Origin of the sequence: Pantoea sp. Ap-870 (assembly GCF_011752515.1) — a bacterium.
Classification (GTDB): Bacteria; Pseudomonadota; Gammaproteobacteria; order Enterobacterales; family Enterobacteriaceae; genus Pantoea; species Pantoea dispersa.
On the sequence record NZ_VWXG01000007.1, the window covers coordinates 65,352 to 84,855 of the forward strand.

A 19,504-nucleotide genomic window follows, 5' to 3' on the forward strand; every position below is an offset into this window, starting at 1 on the left:
GGCTAGCGGAAAAGCGCCAGCAGTTCGTCAACCTGAGTGCGACCACTTATGCTTCGGCTGATGGAACGCCGGGCTTTAACTACGTGTAAATCCGCATGCTGATACCACTCGCGCGTCAGCAGGGTATCGTGGTTTGAAATCAGTACCGGGATGCGGCTCTCCTGCGCCAGCTTACTGGCCAGTTCCGCCAGATGCTGCTGCTCACGCAGGCTAAAGCTGTTGGTGTGGTAAGCGGTAAAATTAGCCGTCGCCGACAGCGGCGCGTACGGCGGATCGCAATAAACCACTGAGCCTGCAGGGGCGTTGCCCAGAGTAACATCGTACGATTCACAGACAAAGGTGGCTTTTTGCGCGCGCTCGGCGAACCATAACAGTTCGGCTTCCGGGAAGTACGGCTTACGATAGCGACCAAAGGGCACATTAAATTCACCGCGCAGGTTGTAACGGCACAGGCCGTTGTAACCGTGGCGGTTGAGATAAAGAAACAGCACGGCGCGCTGATAGGTATCCGTGCTGGCGTTGAACGCCGTACGCTGGGCGTAATAGGTTTCCGCCGTATTGCCGCTGGCGCTGAACAGCTGGCGCGCGTCTTCAATAAACGAGGCGGTGCGCGTTTTGACGATATTGTAGAGATTGATCAGATCACCGTTGATGTCCGCCAGGTGATAACGGTCATAATCGGTGTTGAGGAATACGGAACCGGCGCCGACAAAAGGTTCGATTAAACAATCACCTTGTGGCAGATGACGACGGATATCGTCAAGCAGCGGGTATTTCCCTCCGGCCCATTTCAGGAAAGCGCGATTTTTCTTCATGCTGTCGTGGCTATTACATCTTAATTATTGGCTGTGGCGAAACCGACAGCAGATCTGCGCTTAGAACGGGGCCGCAGCAGCGCGGCCCCACATCACTTACTGGCTCTCTTTCTTCACCTGGCTGAGCGGTTTAACCCACGGGTTCGCCGCACGCACTTCCGCCGGCAGTGAAGCTACTGCACGTTTGGCTTCGGCCGGTGTGGCATAAGCGCCGCTCACCAGCACGTACCACGGCTGGCCGTTACGCGTGGTTTTATACACGTGATAACCGCTCAGATTCTGTTTCTTCGCCCAGGCGTTCAGGCTCGCTTCTTTCGACGCACCGCTCAGCTGCAGCGTGTAGTTGCCGCCCGATGGCAGCGACTTGCTGGCACCGCCACTGCTGGCCGGTGCGCTGTTGTGCGCGGTGGTGGTGTGCGTTTTGTTCTCTTTCACTGCAGCCGGTTTGCTGGCAGCCGGGGTTTTGTGGCTGCTGCTGGCACCGAGGCTGCGCGGTGGCGTCTCAGCGCGTACCGCCGGCGGCGTGACCGCTTTGCCGGCGCTGCCGCTGACCGTTGCCGGTGCGGTAGGCAGCGAACTGTTGCCCTGTGCGCCCTGCGCCGCGGCATCAACGGAACCCTGCTGATTGTTCAGCGCGGTATTGAGATCGCCCGGCAGCGTTACGCGCTGCTGGTTGGCCGGTGTGTCAACCGGTGCTGCCTGAGTCGGCGTGGAGGAGACAGACGGCATGGAGATGGACTGACCGTCACTGCCGGCGGATGCGGCGTTACCGGCGGTGCCCTCAGCCGACGGCGTGGCATTCTGCTGGCCGCTCATGGTGGTTGAACCTGACAGGTCGATATTCTTTTCACTGCCGCCGCCAGCCGGAGCCGCGCTACCGGTGCTGGCGCTGTTGCTGGCCGGTTTCTTCTCGTCCGGGCCGGTCAGCGCGGAGCCAATGCCCAGCACCAGAATCAGCAGCACCAGAATGCCGATGCCCATCATCATATGCTGACGGGAAACCGGTACTTTCGCTTTCGGCGCAGAAGACGATTTGCGAGGCCGCGTGGGACGGCGGTCACTGGCGTCAGGTTTTAACTCGTCTTCCGGTTTGAACTCATCCATTTAGCCTCCTCCGTAAAACGGCACGCTTCCCACGTGCCGCATCACTGCTCACTGTTCCCCCGCCGGACAGCAGCCCGACGTAGTACGGGGATAATCAAGATACTTTGCAATCGTTAATCGCAGCCAGCACCATATCATGCGCCACGCCGCCACGCACTTCGGAGCGGCCAATAGCGAGAGGCAGCACCAGACGCAGCTCGCCGCCGAGCACTTTTTTATCGCGCATCATGTGCGGCAGATAAGCTTCTGCCGTCATGCTGGCCGGGCCGTTAACCGGCAGGCCAGCACGCTGCAGCAGCGCAATAATGCGGTCAGTCTCGGCAGCGCTGAACTGACCCAGACGCTCAGCAGTGCGCGCCGCCATCACCATGCCCGCCGCGACCGCTTCACCGTGCAACCAGTTGCCGTAACCCATATGCGCTTCGATCGCATGACCAAAAGTATGACCGAGATTGAGCAGCGCACGCAGGCCGGTTTCACGCTCGTCGGCCGCCACAACGTCGGCTTTCAGCTCGCAGCAGCGGCGAATGCAGTAAGCCATGGCAGTGTTATCCAGCGCCAGCAGCGCATCAAGATTCTGCTCCAGCCACTGGAAAAATTCACCGTCGAGAATGATGCCGTATTTGATCACTTCCGCCAGACCGGAGGCCAGCTCGCGCGGCGGCAGCGTAGTGAGGCAGTCGGTATCAACCACCACCGAAGCCGGCTGGTAGAAAGCACCGATCATGTTTTTACCGAGGGGATGGTTCACCGCAGTTTTGCCCCCAACCGAGGAGTCAACCTGCGACAGCAAGGTGGTCGGCACCTGAATAAAGCGTACGCCGCGCTGGTAGCTGGCGGCCGCAAAACCGGTCAGATCGCCAATCACGCCACCGCCCAGCGCAATCAGCGTGGTGTCACGGCCGTGCGGCTTCTGCAGTAGCGCGGTGAAAACCTCGTCCATCACCGCCAGCGTTTTGTACTGCTCACCGTCCGGCAGAATCACCTGATCCACTTTCACCCCGGCGTCGCTCAGCAGCGTCGCGAGTTTGTCCAGATAGATCGGTGCCAGCGTCTGATTCGTCACCAGCATGGCATTGTCGCCGGCTTTCAGCGGCCAAAAAGAAGCCGGATCGTTAAACAGTCCGGCAGCGATGGTGATGGGGTAACTGCGATCCCCTAGTGAGACAGTGATCTTCTCCATGATGACCGATACCTATTGCTGAGCCCTCAGGGTGCTGGATTAATTTTTTTCCAGCATGTTGATGATCTGATTGGCGACAACTTTTGCACTTTGATCGTCAGTGCGAATGGTGACGTCAGCGATCTCTTCATAAAGCGGATTACGTTCGCCAGCCAGCGCTTCCAGTACTTCGCGCGGCGGTTCGTCAACCTGCAGCAGCGGACGCTTTTTATCACGCTGAGTGCGGGCAAGTTGCTTTTCGATGGTGGTTTCGAGGTAGACGACCACACCGCGGGCGGAGAGACGATTACGGGTTTCACGGGATTTGACGGAGCCGCCACCGGTCGCCAGGACAATGCCCTGTTTCTCGGTCAGCTCGTTGATGATTTTCTCTTCACGATCGCGAAAACCGGCTTCGCCTTCCACATCAAATACCCAGCCTACATCCGCTCCGGTACGTCGCTCAATTTCCTGATCGGAATCGAAAAATTCCATATTGAGTTGCTGAGCTAACTGACGACCAATAGTGCTTTTGCCGGCACCCATCGGCCCAACCAGAAAGATATTGCGTTTCTCTGCCATTTTGTCGGTATTACTAAGAATTCGTTGATGATACCCCGCGTTCAGCACATTGCTGGCGGGACAGGAACTGAGACCTCATGAGCGTTAGCAAGAGTCAGACGGAAAATTATCTCAACACTCATGGCCGTTTGGCAACCGAATAAATTGCCCCCGGCGACCTTCAAACAGGACCGGTCTGTGGTTCGCGAGACGGTAACGCTCTTCCTTTTTTGCCATCCTTGTGCGCGCTACAGGTGCGCTGGCTGGGCCTGTCGCTCCCGACAGCTTACCTGCGTAAACTGTGGAATAGGTGCCGTTGCTGACGTCCTGTACCACCCAAAATTCGGGCATATTTCTTTCGATGCCAGTATCGCTTGTCACTGACACCCGCCGGAAGGTTATCCTGCCGCGTTCCGTTACACCGTTTTAAAATCGCTAAACCTTGTATGCTAATTCCTGCCCTGCGTCAACGCAGTTGGTCATATGGAGCGAATTTTCCGCTTTATCCGGCGGTAAGCGCTGCTTCCCTGACCAGTCGCGGCGTGATGAAGATCACCAGCTCACGTTTTTTGCGCTCGTCGGTCTGCTGACGAAACAGACTGCCGAGCAGCGGCACCTCGCCCAGCCACGGCACGCGCTTTTCGCCCTGGGTGCGCTGCTGCTGGAAAATACCGCCCAGCGCCAGCGTTTCACCGTCGCGCAGCGTCACCTGAGTGGCGATTTCCTGCTTATCAATGCTCAGCACCTGACTTTCCCCCATCGTCAGGCTGCGACCCGGCATGTTCTGGCTCAGCCGCAGCGTGAGCTGAATACGCCCGTTGCCCAATACTACTGGCGTCACCTCCATGCCCAGCACCGCCTCTTTGAACTCAATCGCCGTCGCACCGCTGTTACCGGATTTCACCTCGTAGGGAATTTCGGTGCCCTGCTTGATGGTGGCGGTCTGCTGGTGTGAGGTAAACAGCCGCGGGCTGGCGATGATTTCGATCTGGTTCTCCTGCTCCAGCGCGCTCAGCTCCAGGTTAAGCAGTTCGCCACTCATCGGTCCGAGCGTGATGCCGGCGCGTATCGCCGGATTGCTCACCGTCAGCGGCACCAGCAGCTGCGGATTGCGCAGCGCCCCGGTGACGACATCGCCGGGTGCGGTGCTCCAGCTGACGCCGAGCTCGCGCAGATGCTCTTCATTGATGGTAACAATGTGCGCTGACAGCTCCACCTGCTCCAGCGGCAGATCCAGCGCCTGCAGCCAGCGCTCGGTGTCGCGCAGCGCCTGCGCGCTGTCCCGCAGCAACAGGCTGTTGGTACGGCTATCCACCGTCACGCTGCCGCGCGGCGTCATCAGCGAGCGTTCCGCCTGCAGGCTGCGGTAAACATCGCTGGCGCTGGCGTAGTGCAGCGTGACGGTGCGCTGCTCAAGCGGCGCCTGCAGCTGCTTCTCTTCACGCTCCGCTTGTGCCTGCTGTGCCTGTCGCTGCTGCCAGCTCTCCGGATAGACCAGCAGCACACCCTCCTCCTGGATCACCGTGAGTTTCGCCAGCCGCGTGACCAGCGCCAGTGCGCGCTCCCAGCCGACGTTATCGAGTCGCAGCGACAGCCGCCCCTCCACGCCCGGCGCGATCAGCAGGTTGGTTTGCTGATAGTCAGCCAGCGCCTGCAGAATGCGCTCGACCGGCGCATCATCAAATACCAGGCTCAGGGGCTGATCAGCGGCGTGCAGCGGACTGCTCAGCGCCAGCCACAGCAGCAGCATCATCCTTTTCATAAAATCCTCCTTTTATTACCCATGTAATGTGCTGCGGCGGACAGCTCTGCGGGGCACTCAGTACCAGCGTATGTGCACTGAGCTGCGTTACCTGCCACGGTGCCATCGGAAAAGCAGCTGGTGCACTCAGCCGCTGACGTTTGCCCTGCGGTGAAACCAGCCAGGCCACAAAGTGCGGCGCGCGACCAATGATGCCCTGTAATCGCCAGCCCTGCGGTACGGCAGCGGGCGCCTGACACTGGCTGGCAGTCAGCGGCTGGAACGGATCGCGCGCCAGCGCCCAGCTGCTGCACAGCAGTAACACCAGTGCGCTACTCCGCATCGTCACTCTCCAGCCAGAACTCGCTGTGTAACACGCCCTGCTCCGCCTGCAGCTGAAAACGCTGTGGCACCGCTAACGCCGTCGCAGCCAGCCCGCTGAACAGCGGCAGAAATTGCGGCCAGCTCAGGCGCAGCGCCAGCTGCTGTGGCTGGCTGTCCGGATGCCAGGCCTCGAGCTGATTGCCGCGCGCCGCCACCAGTTGCTCTAACGATACGGACGCCGCCGTTGCCGCTGGCTGCAGCGTTGCGATCTCCGCCTGGAGCTGTTCGATGGCCGGTCGCGCGTCCAGCTGCTGCTGACGTTGCTGGTGCTGCTGCGCCAGTTGTGACAGCTGCTGTTGCAGCGTGCTGAATTGCTGCTGTTGCGGACGCAGCAGCAGTAGCCACGCCAGCCCGAGTAGCAGCAGCGCCAGCAGCTGCAGGCTGGCTATCCGCCACGTCAGTGCCAGCTGCAGCCAGCGCTGGATGAGCTCATTCATCGGTCGCCTCCTGCAGCCGGGCGCGCAGCGCGAAGCGGTAATCCCCCTGCGCCTGACGCTGTACGCTGCCCTGCTTCACCGCCGCAAACAGCGGCTGCGTCTGCAGCTGCTGGCGGAACGCGCTGACGTCAGCCAGGCTCTGCGCCAGACCGTCCAGCACCAGTTGCCCCTGACGCCGCTCCACGCGACTCAGCCACAGCGTCTCCGGCATCAGCGCGGGCAGTTGCTGCCAGAACTGCTGCCAGCGTTGATGCTGCTGCAGCCGCTGTTGCTGCGCCTGCTGCCTGCGTAACAGGTCATCCCGCTGCGCCATCAGCGTTTGCTGTTGCGCCAGCCGTTGCTGGATCTGCTGGAGCTGTATGGTCATATCGGTGTGCTGCCGGGCTGCATGCTGGAGCCGCTGTTCAGCGCGCCACCACAGCAGCAGCGTGAGTAACAGCGTTACCAGCAGCACGGCAACCAGCAGCGCCACACTGTGCTGGCGGCGTAGCAGCAACTGCTGTGCCCGCCACGGGAGCAAATTGACCGCCAGCATCAGTAATCCTCCGGACGCAGCGCCAGGCCTAGCGCAATCGCCAGCGCGCCCGCCTCTGCCGGTAGCGGCGGTTGCAGATAATGCAGCAGCGCCAGCGGCTTGCAGCGCTGTACTTCCGCCTCCGGCAACGCCTGCGGTGAGGTGCAGAACACCGTTTGTGCCTGGGGAAAGGTGTCACGCAGATGGGCGAGCGTCAGGAGTTCGGTCGCCGCGCCGCAGGCGCTATTTTCGCCGGCCAGCGTCCACAGCCAGTGGTCGCTGAGCGGATGGATCAGCAACTGATGCGGGCGCAGCGGAACGCGCATGGCGATCTGCGTCAGTGCCAGACTGCTCAGCTCAAACACGTCGGGGCGCAGTCCGGCCTGCTGCAGCGGCGCCAGCCACTGGGCGATGACGTCGCGGCGCGCGGCGGTGACGTGCAGCTGGCTGGCACTGCCGCCCAGCCGGTAATCCAGCGACAGCGAGGCGGCTTCGACCGGGAACAGGCGTGATGCGGACGCGTTAACGTAGCGGCTGAGCGCCGGCTCGCGCAGTGAGGTTTGCGGCAACGGCAGCGTACGCTGCAGCACCAGCTGCGGCGGCAGGCCAACGCGCAGTGAGTAGCGCCTGGGTAAATGACGTTGCCAGCGCACCAACATCTCCTGTAACACTGGCGAGGTTTGCAACACGCCGTTGCGTAACGTATCGTGCGGCAGCGGCTGCTGCCACCAGTGTCGCAGCTGCCATCCGTGACGGCGTCGTTCAATGCCAAGGGCGCAGAGTTGCCCGTTCTGGATGTCCAGTCCAATTTGCCAGCGCTGAAAAGCCATGCGCGCGATCTCCTTATCGTTACAGGGAAAAGGATGATTACCCGCATTGCATGAAGATTGACGGGTATATCAAAGCGTCAGGCTTGCCTTTATACTACCGCGCGATTGTTTATAAACTGCCCAAACGCCAACAGATGGGAATTCTCAGGTGAAGTTCGTAAAGTATTTATTGATCCTTGCAGTGTGTTGCATTTTGCTGGGAGCCGGCACGGTTTATGGTTTGTACAAATACATAGAGCCGCAGCTGCCTGATGTGAACACATTGAAAGATGTGCGCCTGCAAACCCCGATGCAGGTTTACAGCGCGGATGGCGAGCTGATCGCCCAGTACGGTGAAAAGCGCCGTATCCCGCTCACCCTGCAACAGATGCCGCCTGAGCTAATCAAAGCGTTTATCGCCACCGAAGACAGCCGCTTTTATGAGCATCACGGCGTCGATCCGGTGGGGATTTTCCGCGCCGCCAGCATCGCGCTGGTCTCCGGCCACGCCTCGCAGGGCGCCAGTACCATTACGCAGCAGCTGGCGCGTAACTTCTTCCTCAGCCCTGAACGCACGCTGATGCGTAAAATCAAGGAAGCCTTCCTGGCGATTCGCATCGAGCAGTTGCTGAGTAAGGATGAAATCCTTGAGCTGTATCTGAATAAAATCTATCTCGGCTATCGCGCTTACGGCGTCGGTGCGGCGGCGCAGGTGTACTTCGGTAAACCGGTCGATCAGCTGTCGCTGAGTGAGATGGCGATGATCGCCGGCCTGCCGAAAGCGCCGTCGACCTTTAACCCGCTCTATTCCCATGCCCGTGCGCTGGCGCGCCGTAATGTGGTGCTGGCTCGCATGCTGGATCAGAACTACATCACGCAGCAGCAGTATAACGACGCGCGCAACACGCCGCTGACCGCCAGCTATCACGGCCCGGAAATTGCCTTCTCTGCACCGTATCTCACCGAGTTAGTGCGTCAGGAGATGGTGAAACGCTACGGCGACAGCGCCTATGACGATGGCTACAAGGTGTATACCACCGTGACCCGCCATCTGCAGGAAGCCGCACAGCAGGCGGTGCGTAACAACGTGATGGCGTACGATATGCGTCACGGCTATCGCGGTCCGACCAACGTGCTGTGGAAAGTGGGTGAAGCCAGCTGGGATCACACCCGCATCGTCAATACGCTGAAAAATCTGCCGGTCTACGGTCCGCTGAATGCCGCCGTGGTCACCAGCGCCAGCGCCGACGAAGCCACCGCCATGCTGAAAGATGGCAGCAGCGTTTCGCTGACTTTAGCCGGCGTGCGCTGGGCGCGTCCGTATAAATCCGACACCCTGCAGGGCCCGACGCCGCGCAGCGTCACTCAGGTGCTGCAGGCTGGCCAGCAGATTTGGGTACGTAAAGTCGGGGATGCATGGTGGCTGGGACAGGTGCCGCTGGTGAACTCGGCGCTGGTGTCGCTTAATCCGGAAGACGGTGCGGTACGCGCGCTGGTGGGCGGTTTTGACTTCAACCAGAGTATGTTCAACCGCGCCACCCAGGCGCTGCGTCAGGTCGGCTCGAACATCAAGCCGTTCCTGTATACCGCCGCCATGGACCGCGGCCTGACGCTGGCCTCCATCCTCAACGACGTGCCGATTTCACGCTGGGATGCCGGTGCCGGCGCAGACTGGCGACCAAAAAACTCGCCGCCGACTTATGCGGGTCCGATTCGTTTACGCCAGGGGCTGGGTGAGTCGAAAAACGTGGTAATGGTGCGCGCGATGCGTGCCATGGGCGTTGATTACGCCGCTGAGTATCTGCAGCGCTTTGGCTTCCCGGCGCAGAACATTATCCATACCGAGTCGCTGGCTCTGGGCGCCGCATCCTTCACGCCAATGCAGGTGGCGCGCGGCTATGCGGTGATGGCCAACGGTGGCTTCCTGGTCGATCCTTACTTCATCGCGAAGATCGAGAACGAACAGGGCGGCGTGATTTTCCAGGCGCAGCCGAAGATCGCCTGCCCGCAGTGCAATCTGCCGGTGATCTATGGCGACACCAAAAAGTCGGTGGCGCTGAATGAAGAGAGCGTGGAAAACGTCGCCACCTCGAATCAGCAGCAGAATCAGACCGTGCCGCAGCCCGAGCTGGAGCAGGTACCGGCGCAGCCGCAGCCGGCCGGCGATCAGCAGTATGCGCCGCACGTGATCAACACGCCGCTGGCGTTCCTGATCAAGAGCGCGCTGAACTCTAACATCTTCGGTGAACCGGGCTGGATGGGAACCGGCTGGCGTGCCGGCCGCGATCTGAAGCGCAACGATATCGGCGGCAAAACCGGTACCACTAACAGTTCCAAAGACGCCTGGTTCTCCGGTTATGGTCCGGGCGTCGTGACGTCGGTGTGGATTGGCTTCGATGATTCGCGCGCGCTGGGACGCACCACGGTATCGGGTGCGATTCCGGATCAGATCTCCGGCTACGAAGGCGGCGCGAAGAGTGCGCAGCCGGCATGGGATGATTACATGAAAGTGGCGCTGGATGGTGTGCCGGTGCAGCCGCTGACACCGCCGGACGGCGTGGTGACGGTGACCATTGACCGCAGCACCGGCAAGCTGGCCAACGGTGGCGGCAACACCCGTCAGGAGTACTTCATTAACGGCACCCAGCCGACCGAGTATTCGGTGCATGATGTGGGCACCACCATCATGGACAACGGTGAAAGCCACGAACTGTTTTGATCAAAAAAGCCGGGGGAAATCCCCGGCTTTTTGTTTTTACCCCGTGCGACTTTCCGCGCCTTTTATTGCGCCGCCAGGTGTCCTCAATAACTCAACCGCCCCTGCTTCACCAGCCACTCACGCACCATAAACAGCGCGCTGACGTTACGCGCCTCGCGAAAATCCGGCTCTTCCAGCAGCGCCAGCAGATTGCTGAGCGGCCAGCGGCGTACAATCAGCGGCTCCGGCTCATCCCCTTCCAGCTTCTCTTCGTACAACCCTTCAGCTACCACGATATTCATCTTGCTGGAGAAATAGGACGGCGCCATGGTGAGTTTGCCCAGCGCTTCCAGCTGATGCGCGCCAAAGCCCACTTCTTCTTTTAGCTCACGGTTGGCGGCTTCAAAAGCGCTTTCACCAGGATCGATTAAACCTTTCGGGAAGCCCAGCTCATAGGTTTCCAGTCCGACGGCGTACTCCTGGATCAGGATCACGTCATCGCCAATGATCGGCACAATCATCACCGCTTCACGATCGGAGGGCTTCATGCGCTCATAGACGCGACGCGCACCGTTGCTGAAGGCGAGATCAACCGCTTCGATGGTAAACAGGCGGGAGCGGGCCACCGCTTCCACGTTGAGGATGTCAGGTTTTTTCAGGGGAGTGGTCATATCAGCCTCAAACTTAGCACAGCCTTGTGAAACGCGATGACGTCAGCATACCGAAGCCCGCGGCATTGTGCGACACGCAGCGCGGGTCAATCATGGTGACATACATTTGTTCGCTGCCGCTAACAACTTCTTGTTATCTGCACAGTAAGATTTTCACAATAAGTCAACGGGGTAGCAGCAAATTCGGATAATACCGATGTTTAATTGAGGGACTTGTGAGTACCATCCCGTTAAGGAATAATCTAACAAATTTATAATACAATGATTTTGCGCGGTATTTTGTTTCATTTGCCTCTTGTCAGAATGACTTCTGCTCGCCAAAATTGACTCGTATTGCAGGTTTTACCGGGAGCACATCGTAAACGTGACGGCAGTTTTTTGGCTGGATTGAGCAAAGCATGAGCACTCTTATCGTCATTCTGGCTGTCATGCTGGCCTGTTCGTTAGTGGCCGGAATCGGCTACTGGTACGCTATGCGGCATCGTCCGCCGTTGGCGAAACCACTGCCGTTTATCAGTCCGCCCTGCCGTAAACTCACCGATGAAGAACGCGCTGCCGTTGAGAAGTATATTGCGTCGCTGGGTAAAGCACGTCAGCACAGCGGCGGGCGATCGACCCGATCGTCACGGGAACCCGAAGCGCTGGCGCTGACCGCACAGAGCAATAATGTTTATCCCGTTACCCGCTCCATCACCCGTTACGGCCTCTCCACTGACGAGCCCCACAAATGGCGCTACTACCTGGATGAAGTCGAGGTGCATCTGCCGCCGCTGTGGGAGCAGTACATCGCTGAAGAAAACTACGTCGAGCTGATCCGCACCCAGACCCTGCCGCTGGTGATCTCGCTCAACGGCCACTCGCTGGTGAACTATGCGGTGGAACAACCGGCGCTGCCACCGCTGGTGCGGCCGATGTCGACCAACGCTTCGATTCGTAAAGAGGAGAGCGAAAACGTCGAGCTGCTGCAGGTGCGCAAAGAGTCGCCGGAAGAGTATCAGCTGTCGCGCGCCGACGGCACACGTGAAGCAAGCGCCATTTGCTGCGCCTTCCTGCTGTTTTTCCTCAGCCTGGTGCTGCCCGGCAGCCTGATGCTGTGGATTGCGCTGCCCGCCGGCGCGATCGTTGCTGTCAGCCTGTGGTTTATGTATCGATTCCCCGGTGAAAAAGGGCTGCGTGATGTGCACTGTCTGCGCGGCGCACCGAAGCGCTGGGGTCTGTTTGGCGAATCCAATCAGGAGCAGAGCAACATTTCGCTCGGCATCATCGACTTAATCTATCCGGCACACTGGCAGCCTTATGTGGCGCACGACCTGGGCCAGGTGACAGATGTGGATATCTACCTGAATCGTCAGGTGGTACGCCAGGGGCGCTTCCTGTCGCTGCAGGATGAAGTCCGCAACTTCCCGGTACAGCGCTGGCGTAAAAACCTGGTGCTGGCGTGCGGTTCGCTGCTGGTGCTGGTGATGCTGGTGAGCTGGATTCCGCTCAGCATGCCGATCAAACTCAGCCTCGCCTGGTTAAAAGGGACTGAGAGCGTGGAAGTGAACAGCGTCGATAAACTCGCTGCCCTGCCGCTGCACATTGGCGATAGCCTGAAAGTGAGCGGCACCGGCATGTGCTCGGTTCCGGGCAATTACCAGAGCAACCGCAGCTACGGCTACATGCCGTTCGACTGCTCGGCGATTTACTGGAACAACGCTGCGCCGCTGCCGCTGCCGCAGTCCGACATCATCGATAAGGCCGCCGCGCTGCTGGAGACCACCACGCAGCAGCTGCATCCGGAAACCAACACCGACCCGAAACTTAACCCGCAGCTGGCGTCGGCGATTCAGAAATCAGGCATGATCCTGCTGGATGATTTCTCCGACCTGGTGCTGAAAACCCAGCAGCTGTGCAGCCAGCAGCAGGACTGCGTGCGCCTGAAAAATGCGCTGGTCAATCTTGGTAACGCCAAGGACTGGGATACGCTGATTCACCGTGCGGATTCCGGCAAGCTTAACGGCATGAACGTGCTGCTGCGCCCGGTAAGCGCCGAAGCGCTGGAGAATCTGGTGAACACCGCCACCTCGACCTTCTTCTCGCGGGAGACGCGTCGCGCGGCGGAAACCCTGAACAGCCCGCCGCCGGGCGGATTCCTGATCATTAGCGATGAAGGCCGGCAGATGGTAAACCAGCCGCAGCCGTCGGTGGCGCTGTTCGATCTCGACGCCCCTTCACAATGGCACGAACTGCAGCGCCTGTCCGGCATGCTGCTGCACACGCCGTTTACCGCCAGCGGTATCATTACCAGCATTACCACCGATGCCAACGGCACGCGTCATATCGCCCTGCACAATGAGCCCGACGCCATGGCGCAGTGGCGCTATCTGGGCACCGCGCTGCTGATGCTGGTGCTGATTGTCAGTGCCGTCAGCAACGGCTTGCTGGCGCTGCGCCGCATCCACCGCAACCGCCTGCGTATGGCGCAAATTCAGCAGTATTATGACAAGTGCTTTAACCACAACCTCAGCACTATGCAGAGCGTGCGCTCGCTGTTCTGACCCTCCGCCTTCTGTGCTACCCTGTCGCCCTGTTTTTCAGGGCGGAAAACAAAATGCCGATTACGCTTAAGAGATTGGCGATGGATCGGCAGCCCGCAACGGCACCTCGCCCTTGATTTATCACGTTGTACCCATACCTTTGGGTATCCGGCACCGGCCCGATCCATCTTTCCGGCGTCATGCGACCGTGTGCGACCGATCGCCACACGGCGCGACGCAGCGTAACAGCAGGAGCCGCAATGAAAGAGAAAACCAGTGAAGGCGTCCGCCTTGATAAATGGCTGTGGGCCGCGCGCTTCTATAAAACCCGCGCGCTGGCTCGCGACATGATTGAAGGCGGCAAAGTGCATTACAACGGCCAGCGCAGCAAACCGGGCAAAGTGGTCGAACTGCAGGCCGAGCTGACGCTGCGTCAGGGCAACGATGAGCGCACGGTGATTATCACCGCCATCGGCGACCAGCGGCGTCCGGCCAGCGAAGCGCAGCAGATGTACGCGGAGACGGCCTCCAGCATCGAAAAGCGCGAAAAGAACGCGCTGGCGCGCAAAATGAATGCCCTGACCATGCCGCATCCCGATCGTCGCCCGGATAAAAAAGAGCGCCGCGATCTGCTGAAATTTAAATTGTCGGGCGATGAATAACTCGCGCCCCCACGAGAGAAACCTTATGTCTGTTCAAGATCAACTGCATCGTTACCTGTTTGAAAACGTCGCCGTGCGCGGCGAGCTGGTCAACGCATCTCAAACCTGGCGCGACATCGTGCAGAATCACGACTACGCCGAGCCGGTCAAAACGCTGCTGGGCGAACTGCTGGTCGCCACCAGCCTGCTCACCGCCACGCTGAAATTTGACGGCGACATCACCGTGCAGCTGCAGGGCGATGGCCCGCTGAGCATGGCGGTGATCAACGGAAATAACCGCCAGGAGCTGCGCGGCGTGGCGCGCCTGAAAGAGGATGCGGAGATTGCCGCCGGCAGCAGCCTGAAGCAGATGGTGGGTAACGGCTATCTGGTGATCACCATTTCGCCTGAGAAAGGCGAGCGCTATCAGGGCGTGGTCGGCCTGGAAGCCGATACGCTGGCGGGCTGTCTGGAAGATTACTTCATGCGTTCCGAGCAGTTGCCAACCCGCCTGTTCATTCGCACCAGCGAGAAAGGCGCAGCCGGTATTCTGCTGCAGGTGCTGCCCGCGCAGGAGCCCAACCTGGATGACTTTAACCATCTGGCCACGTTAACCGAAACCGTGAAGAGCGAAGAGCTGATTGAGCTGCCCGCGACTGACGTACTGTGGCGTCTCTATCATCAGGAAGAAGCCACGGTTTACGATCCGGCGCCGGTCAGCTTCAAATGCACCTGCTCGCGCGAACGCTGCGGTGAAGTGCTGAAAACGCTGCCGCCAGAGGAAGTGGATGAGATTCTGGTCGAAGACGGCAAAATCGATATGCACTGCGACTACTGCGGCACGCACTATGTGTACGACGCCGTGGATATTGCTGCTATTCGTAACGCTCCCTCCGGCAATAGCGATCAACTGCATTAATCAGCAAACGGGCGGTGACGCCGCCCGTATTTTCCGCCGGGGTAGCGCTATGATTTTTCACGGAAATTAACTAATTTACGCTAACTTTAGTTTCATAAGTGGCAGATTTCTCTACTTGTCACGTTCCAGCTCGCATTTTTAACTCTCTTCACTTTTCCACCTCGCTCAGACGTGTACACTGCGCGCGATCTGCCCTGTGCGGCTATGCGCAGCAGGACGCAGAAACCCTCATAAAAAATGCCATGAAGTACCGATTTAAGGAGCAGTCACATGCGCGTTAACGGCCTGACATCGCAAGACCTCGAAACGCTCGGAATTAGCGGCACCACCGAGGTGGTGTACAACCCTGATTACGCCACGTTATTTCAGGAAGAAACCCGCCCGGAGCTGGAAGGTTACGCGCGCGGCACCCTGACGCAGAGCGGTGCCATTGCCGTGGATACCGGCATCTTCACCGGACGTTCGCCGAAAGATAAATACATCGTGCGGGATGACACCACGCGTGACACGCTGTGGTGGAACGATGTTGGCAACGGCAAGAACGACAACCAGCCGCTGTCACAGGAAACCTGGCAGGCGCTGAAAGATCGCTGCACGCAACAGCTTTCCGGCAAGCGTCTGTTTGTGATTGACGCCTTCTGCGGCGCCAACCCGGACACCCGCCTCAGCGTGCGTTTCGTGATGGAAGTGGCGTGGCAGGCGCATTTCGTCAAAAACATGTTTATCCGTCCGACTGAAGCCGAACTGGCTGAGTTTACGCCGGATTTCGTGGTGATGAACGCAGCGCAGTGCACCAATCCGGACTGGCAGGCGCAGGGGCTGCATTCCGAGAATTTTGTCGCCTTTAACCTGACCGAACGCATGCAGCTGATCGGCGGCACCTGGTACGGCGGCGAGATGAAAAAAGGCCTGTTCGCCATCATGAACTATCTGCTGCCGCTGAAGGGTATCGCCTCAATGCACTGCTCGGCCAACGTCGGCAAAGCGGGCGACGTGGCGGTGTTCTTTGGCCTGTCCGGTACCGGTAAAACCACGCTCTCTACCGATCCGGATCGTCAGCTGATTGGCGATGATGAGCACGGCTGGGACGACGACGGCGTCTTTAACTTCGAAGGCGGCTGCTACGCCAAAACCATCAATCTGTCAGAACAGGCTGAGCCGGAGATTTACCGCGCGATTCGCCGCGATGCGCTGCTGGAGAATGTGGTGGTGCGCGCCGACGGCACGGTCGATTACGCCGACGCCAGCAAGACGGAAAACACCCGCGTGTCTTACCCGATCGAGCACATCGAAAACATCGTGCAGCCGGTGTCGAAAGCGGGCCACGCGAAAAAGGTCATCTTCCTGACCGCCGATGCGTTTGGCGTACTGCCACCGGTTTCGCGTCTGACGCCGGAGCAAACCCAGTACCACTTCCTGTCCGGCTTTACCGCCAAGCTGGCTGGCACCGAGCGCGGTGTGACGCAGCCCACCCCAACCTTCTCGGCCTGTTTTGGCGCGGCGTTCCTGACATTGCATCCAACGCAGTACTCGGATGTGCTGGTGAAACGTATGCAGGCGTCCGGCGCGCAGGCCTATCTGGTAAATACCGGCTGGAACGGCAGCGGCAAGCGCATTTCGCTGAAAGACACGCGCGCTATCATCAACGCGATTCTGGCCGGTGAGCTGGATGAAGCGGAGACCGTGACGCTGCCGGTGTTTAATCTGCAGGTGCCCACCACGCTGGCACAGGTTGACGATGCCATTCTCGATCCGCGCCGCAGCTGGCCTGACGCCGCCGCCTGGCAGCAGGCTGCCGAAGCGCTGGCGCAGCGCTTTATCACCAATTTCGAGAAGTACACCGATAACGATGCCGGCAAGGCGCTGGTGCAGGCCGGCCCGCAGCTGTGAAGTAGCCCAGCCGCCACAACGGCGGCTTAGCGATGGCATATTTCGTCGCGGCGCGATTTATCGCGTATGCCTGCAGCGGTAATATCGCTGATGGATGCGCAATAGATTGCGCCGCGACGGTTGGTGCGGAAATTTAACTAACGTTACTGCTTACTGCCGTCGTGGCGCTGTTTTCCGGAATCGGTAACCACGCACGGATACGTAATCCGCCGCGTTCGCTGTCGCCAATCTCCAGCGATCCGTCATGCGCATCGATAATACGCTGCACAATCGCCAGGCCCAGACCGGTGCCGCTGGTGCTGCGCGCGCTGTCGCCGCGCACAAACGGCTGGAACAGATGCTGTAACTGATCCGGCTTAATGCCCGGACCATCATCCTCCACCTGGAACCACGCGCGATTCAATTCCTGACCGCTGCTGACCTTGATCCAGCCGTTCCCGTAGCGCGCCGCGTTAACCACCAGATTCGCTACCGCGCGTTTAATCGACAGCGGATTAATATCCAGCATCAGCTCCGCGTCCATCACCGCATTCTCAATCTCGCGCTCGTAGCCGCTCTCCGCCGCCACTACTTCGCCCAGCACGCTATTCAGATCGGCGCGCTCGGTTTGCATCTCCTGCCCGGTGCGCAGGTAATCGATGAACTGCTCGATGATGGCGTTACACTCTTCGATATCTTTGTTGATCGACTCGGCCAGGTAGCCATCTTCCTCGCCCATCATCTCGGTGGCGAGACGGATGCGCGTCAGCGGCGTGCGTAAATCATGGCTGACGCCGGCCATCAGCAGCGTACGGTCATCGGCCAGTTGCTTCACGCCCGCCGCCATCTGGTTGAAAGCACGCGTCACCGAACGCACTTCCGAAGCACCGTATTCGCGCAGCGGTGGCGGAATAATGCCTTTCCCCACCTGCAACGCAGCGTGTTCAAGATCGACTAAGGGTCGGTTTTGTATTCGGATAAACAGCCAGGCGCCGCCAATCGCCAGCAGCATAATCGCCAGGGTATAGCGGAATAGCGGTGAGAAGTCGCCCTGATGGATTTCGGTCAGCGGTACGCGCACCCAGATATCCGGCGACAGCCAGGTTTTCAGCCAGACCACCGGCGAGTTTTTGTTAACCTCAACCCGCACGTCGGTCGGCCCGCCCAGCTGCTGCGCCATCTGTTCACTGAGGAATTCATAATGCTGCGCCCAGCGCAGCCCGCTCTCTTCCGCCGCCGCGTTGGTGTACAACGAGATGCCCAGCTCACGATAAATTTCGCGCCGGAAGGCCGGCGGCACTTCCAGCTGCGTACCATCCTCCAGCTGCAGCCGATCGGTCATCAGCATACGCACTTCGTAGGCGAGGACTTTGTTGAACTGCTGCAGGCTGGGAAGAATGGCGAAATTGAGCACCACCAGGTAGGTCGTTACCAGGCTGACGAACAGCAAGGTAACGATCAACAACAGGGTGCGGGCAAACGAACTGCGGGGTGAGAAGCGCAATCGCCTCATGCTTTACTGCCGTCCGGAACGAACACGTAGCCAAGGCCCCAGACGGTCTGGATGTAGCGCGGATGCGCCGGATCTTCTTCGACCATGCGGCGCAGACGAGAGATCTGCACGTCGATAGAACGCTCCATCGCACTGTACTCACGCCCGCGCGCCAGGTTCATCAGCTTATCGCGCGACAGCGGCTCACGCGGATGGCTCACCAGCGCTTTCAGCACGGCAAACTCTCCGCTGGTCAGCGGCATCGGCTCATCTTCACGGAACATTTCGCGCGTGCCGAGGTTCAGTTTGAACTTACCAAAGGCGATGACCGCTTCTTCCTGCGACGGCGCGCCCGGCAGCTCATTGGCCTGACGACGCAGCACAGCACGAATTCGCGCCAGCAGCTCACGCGGGTTGAACGGTTTTGGAATGTAGTCATCGGCGCCGATTTCCAGCCCCACGATACGATCGACCTCTTCACCTTTCGCGGTGACCATAATGATCGGCATCGGGTTACTCTGGCTACGCAGACGACGGCAAATTGACAGGCCATCTTCGCCCGGCAGCATTAAATCGAGCACCATTAAATGGAATGATTCGCGGGTCAGCAGACGATCCATCTGCTCGGCGTTGGCGACGCTGCGCACCTGAAAGCCCTGTTCGGTGAGATAACGTTCGAGCAGTGCGCGCAGACGCATATCATCATCGACGACCAGAATTTTGTAGTTCTCTTGCATGTTCAACTCCCAAAGGCGCCATTGCCTGAGCCGATATTGTGTAAAAAAGATGCCCGTCTGTGACAGTCATTAATGGTTTATATTCTAGCCGAAATTGTTACAAAGCATATTAAACAGCAGCTTATCTTTAATTTTAACCGCGAACTGCGGCTTCGCTCGCGCTTTTCTGACTGATTTTGACGCCGTTTAGCGCTTGTCTGAAAATCAGCGCCGTTTTCTGCCGGCGAGTGGTCCAGCCGGGCCGTCCCGCTTCCGCCGTCAGGCAGGGCGCGCCATTTGGCTTAAGTTTCGCCTGCAGGATAAGCCAGCGGCCGCGCTCAGTAGCATAAAATATCGCGTTTTCACCGCTGACTGCGTATCCGCGCTAGGAACAGTGCCAGTGCGCGCGTAAAATAAGGCCAGCGTTAAATAAAGTGATTTAAATCAGTCAG

Annotated in this window: 17 protein-coding genes; 5 read left to right on the forward strand and 12 right to left on the reverse strand. The window is 59.3% G+C overall.

Features of this window, described 5'->3' with window-relative positions:
* Window positions 1-2: 2 nt before the first annotated feature.
* The 9 genes from dam to pilM form a co-directional block, all read right to left on the reverse strand.
* Complete coding sequence (gene dam, locus F3J41_RS17155) at window positions 3-815, reverse strand: adenine-specific DNA-methyltransferase (protein ID WP_021507424.1); 813 nt, start codon at window positions 813-815, stop codon at window positions 3-5.
* Window positions 816-911: 96 nt separating this feature from the next.
* Window positions 912-1,919, reverse strand: a complete 1,008-nt coding sequence (locus tag F3J41_RS17160; RefSeq protein WP_166711863.1) for an SPOR domain-containing protein — start codon at window positions 1,917-1,919, stop codon at window positions 912-914.
* 94 nt (window positions 1,920-2,013) lie between these two features.
* Entirely contained in the window at window positions 2,014-3,102 is a 1,089-nt protein-coding gene (gene aroB, locus F3J41_RS17165) for a 3-dehydroquinate synthase (protein WP_166711865.1), read from the reverse strand.
* A 39-nt stretch (window positions 3,103-3,141) separates the two neighbouring features.
* The gene (aroK, locus tag F3J41_RS17170; protein WP_010617392.1) at window positions 3,142-3,663 is read right to left on the reverse strand and encodes a shikimate kinase AroK; all 522 of its coding nucleotides are present in this window, start codon (window positions 3,661-3,663) and stop codon (window positions 3,142-3,144) included.
* Between the two features lie 481 nt (window positions 3,664-4,144).
* Window positions 4,145-5,404: a DNA uptake porin HofQ gene (gene hofQ / locus F3J41_RS17175; protein WP_150360745.1), complete on the reverse strand. Its 1,260-nt coding sequence runs from the start codon at window positions 5,402-5,404 to the stop codon at window positions 4,145-4,147.
* Window positions 5,346-5,726 (reverse strand): HofP DNA utilization family protein, encoded by a 381-nt coding sequence (locus tag F3J41_RS17180; protein ID WP_150360746.1) that lies wholly within the window; start codon window positions 5,724-5,726, stop codon window positions 5,346-5,348. Before F3J41_RS17180 ends, hofQ begins: the two co-directional genes overlap by 59 nt.
* Entirely contained in the window at window positions 5,716-6,204 is a 489-nt protein-coding gene (locus F3J41_RS17185; RefSeq protein WP_058770967.1) for a hypothetical protein, read from the reverse strand. The genes F3J41_RS17180 and F3J41_RS17185 overlap by 11 nt, the downstream gene beginning before the upstream one ends.
* On the reverse strand, window positions 6,197-6,739 hold the full coding sequence (locus F3J41_RS17190) for a PilN domain-containing protein (RefSeq protein ID WP_058770966.1): 543 nt from the start codon (window positions 6,737-6,739) through the stop codon (window positions 6,197-6,199). Before F3J41_RS17190 ends, F3J41_RS17185 begins: the two co-directional genes overlap by 8 nt.
* The gene (gene pilM, locus F3J41_RS17195) at window positions 6,739-7,548 is read right to left on the reverse strand and encodes a type IV pilus biogenesis protein PilM (RefSeq protein WP_150360747.1); all 810 of its coding nucleotides are present in this window, start codon (window positions 7,546-7,548) and stop codon (window positions 6,739-6,741) included. Before pilM ends, F3J41_RS17190 begins: the two co-directional genes overlap by 1 nt.
* A 148-nt stretch (window positions 7,549-7,696) precedes the next feature.
* Here pilM and mrcA point away from each other — a divergent pair, with 148 nt between their 5' ends.
* Complete coding sequence (gene mrcA / locus F3J41_RS17200) at window positions 7,697-10,246, forward strand: peptidoglycan glycosyltransferase/peptidoglycan DD-transpeptidase MrcA (RefSeq protein WP_031279687.1); 2,550 nt, start codon at window positions 7,697-7,699, stop codon at window positions 10,244-10,246.
* An 83-nt stretch (window positions 10,247-10,329) separates the two neighbouring features.
* On the opposite strand, the gene nudE is transcribed toward mrcA, so the two are convergent.
* Window positions 10,330-10,896: an ADP compounds hydrolase NudE gene (nudE, locus tag F3J41_RS17205; RefSeq protein ID WP_021507415.1), complete on the reverse strand. Its 567-nt coding sequence runs from the start codon at window positions 10,894-10,896 to the stop codon at window positions 10,330-10,332.
* A 398-nt stretch (window positions 10,897-11,294) separates the two neighbouring features.
* On the opposite strand from nudE, the gene F3J41_RS17210 reads away from it, so the two are divergent.
* The 4 genes from F3J41_RS17210 (at window position 11,295) to pckA (ending at window position 16,865) form a co-directional block, all read left to right on the forward strand.
* Window positions 11,295-13,436: an intracellular growth attenuator family protein gene (locus F3J41_RS17210; RefSeq protein WP_166711867.1), complete on the forward strand. Its 2,142-nt coding sequence runs from the start codon at window positions 11,295-11,297 to the stop codon at window positions 13,434-13,436.
* A gap of 239 nt (window positions 13,437-13,675) precedes the next feature.
* Entirely contained in the window at window positions 13,676-14,077 is a 402-nt protein-coding gene (gene hslR, locus F3J41_RS17215; RefSeq protein WP_166711869.1) for a ribosome-associated heat shock protein Hsp15, read from the forward strand.
* 25 nt (window positions 14,078-14,102) lie between these two features.
* Window positions 14,103-14,975, forward strand: a complete 873-nt coding sequence (gene hslO, locus F3J41_RS17220; protein WP_021507412.1) for an Hsp33 family molecular chaperone HslO — start codon at window positions 14,103-14,105, stop codon at window positions 14,973-14,975.
* 270 nt (window positions 14,976-15,245) lie between these two features.
* Complete coding sequence (gene pckA / locus F3J41_RS17225; RefSeq protein ID WP_021507411.1) at window positions 15,246-16,865, forward strand: phosphoenolpyruvate carboxykinase (ATP); 1,620 nt, start codon at window positions 15,246-15,248, stop codon at window positions 16,863-16,865.
* A gap of 133 nt (window positions 16,866-16,998) precedes the next feature.
* Here the strand turns inward: pckA and envZ are convergent, their stop codons facing one another.
* Together envZ and ompR are read right to left on the reverse strand one after the other, a co-directional pair.
* Complete coding sequence (gene envZ, locus F3J41_RS17230; protein ID WP_031279686.1) at window positions 16,999-18,357, reverse strand: two-component system sensor histidine kinase EnvZ; 1,359 nt, start codon at window positions 18,355-18,357, stop codon at window positions 16,999-17,001.
* Window positions 18,354-19,073, reverse strand: coding sequence for a two-component system response regulator OmpR (ompR, locus tag F3J41_RS17235; protein ID WP_001157751.1), 720 nt, complete (start codon window positions 19,071-19,073; stop codon window positions 18,354-18,356). Before ompR ends, envZ begins: the two co-directional genes overlap by 4 nt.
* Between the last annotated feature and the right edge of the window lie 431 nt (window positions 19,074-19,504).

Coding starts and splice junctions, on each gene's coding strand:
- dam (WP_021507424.1), bottom strand. CDS start 815: ATGAAGAAAAATCGCGCTTTCCTGAAATGGGCCGGAGGGAAATACCCG.
- F3J41_RS17160 (WP_166711863.1), bottom strand. CDS start 1,919: ATGGATGAGTTCAAACCGGAAGACGAGTTAAAACCTGACGCCAGTGAC.
- aroB (WP_166711865.1), bottom strand. CDS start 3,102: ATGGAGAAGATCACTGTCTCACTAGGGGATCGCAGTTACCCCATCACC.
- aroK (WP_010617392.1), bottom strand. CDS start 3,663: ATGGCAGAGAAACGCAATATCTTTCTGGTTGGGCCGATGGGTGCCGGC.
- hofQ (WP_150360745.1), bottom strand. CDS start 5,404: ATGAAAAGGATGATGCTGCTGCTGTGGCTGGCGCTGAGCAGTCCGCTG.
- F3J41_RS17180 (WP_150360746.1), bottom strand. CDS start 5,726: ATGCGGAGTAGCGCACTGGTGTTACTGCTGTGCAGCAGCTGGGCGCTG.
- F3J41_RS17185 (WP_058770967.1), bottom strand. CDS start 6,204: ATGAATGAGCTCATCCAGCGCTGGCTGCAGCTGGCACTGACGTGGCGG.
- F3J41_RS17190 (WP_058770966.1), bottom strand. CDS start 6,739: ATGCTGGCGGTCAATTTGCTCCCGTGGCGGGCACAGCAGTTGCTGCTA.
- pilM (WP_150360747.1), bottom strand. CDS start 7,548: ATGGCTTTTCAGCGCTGGCAAATTGGACTGGACATCCAGAACGGGCAA.
- nudE (WP_021507415.1), bottom strand. CDS start 10,896: ATGACCACTCCCCTGAAAAAACCTGACATCCTCAACGTGGAAGCGGTG.
- F3J41_RS17210 (WP_166711867.1), top strand. CDS start 11,295: ATGAGCACTCTTATCGTCATTCTGGCTGTCATGCTGGCCTGTTCGTTA.
- hslR (WP_166711869.1), top strand. CDS start 13,676: ATGAAAGAGAAAACCAGTGAAGGCGTCCGCCTTGATAAATGGCTGTGG.
- hslO (WP_021507412.1), top strand. CDS start 14,103: ATGTCTGTTCAAGATCAACTGCATCGTTACCTGTTTGAAAACGTCGCC.
- pckA (WP_021507411.1), top strand. CDS start 15,246: ATGCGCGTTAACGGCCTGACATCGCAAGACCTCGAAACGCTCGGAATT.
- envZ (WP_031279686.1), bottom strand. CDS start 18,357: ATGAGGCGATTGCGCTTCTCACCCCGCAGTTCGTTTGCCCGCACCCTG.
- ompR (WP_001157751.1), bottom strand. CDS start 19,073: ATGCAAGAGAACTACAAAATTCTGGTCGTCGATGATGATATGCGTCTG.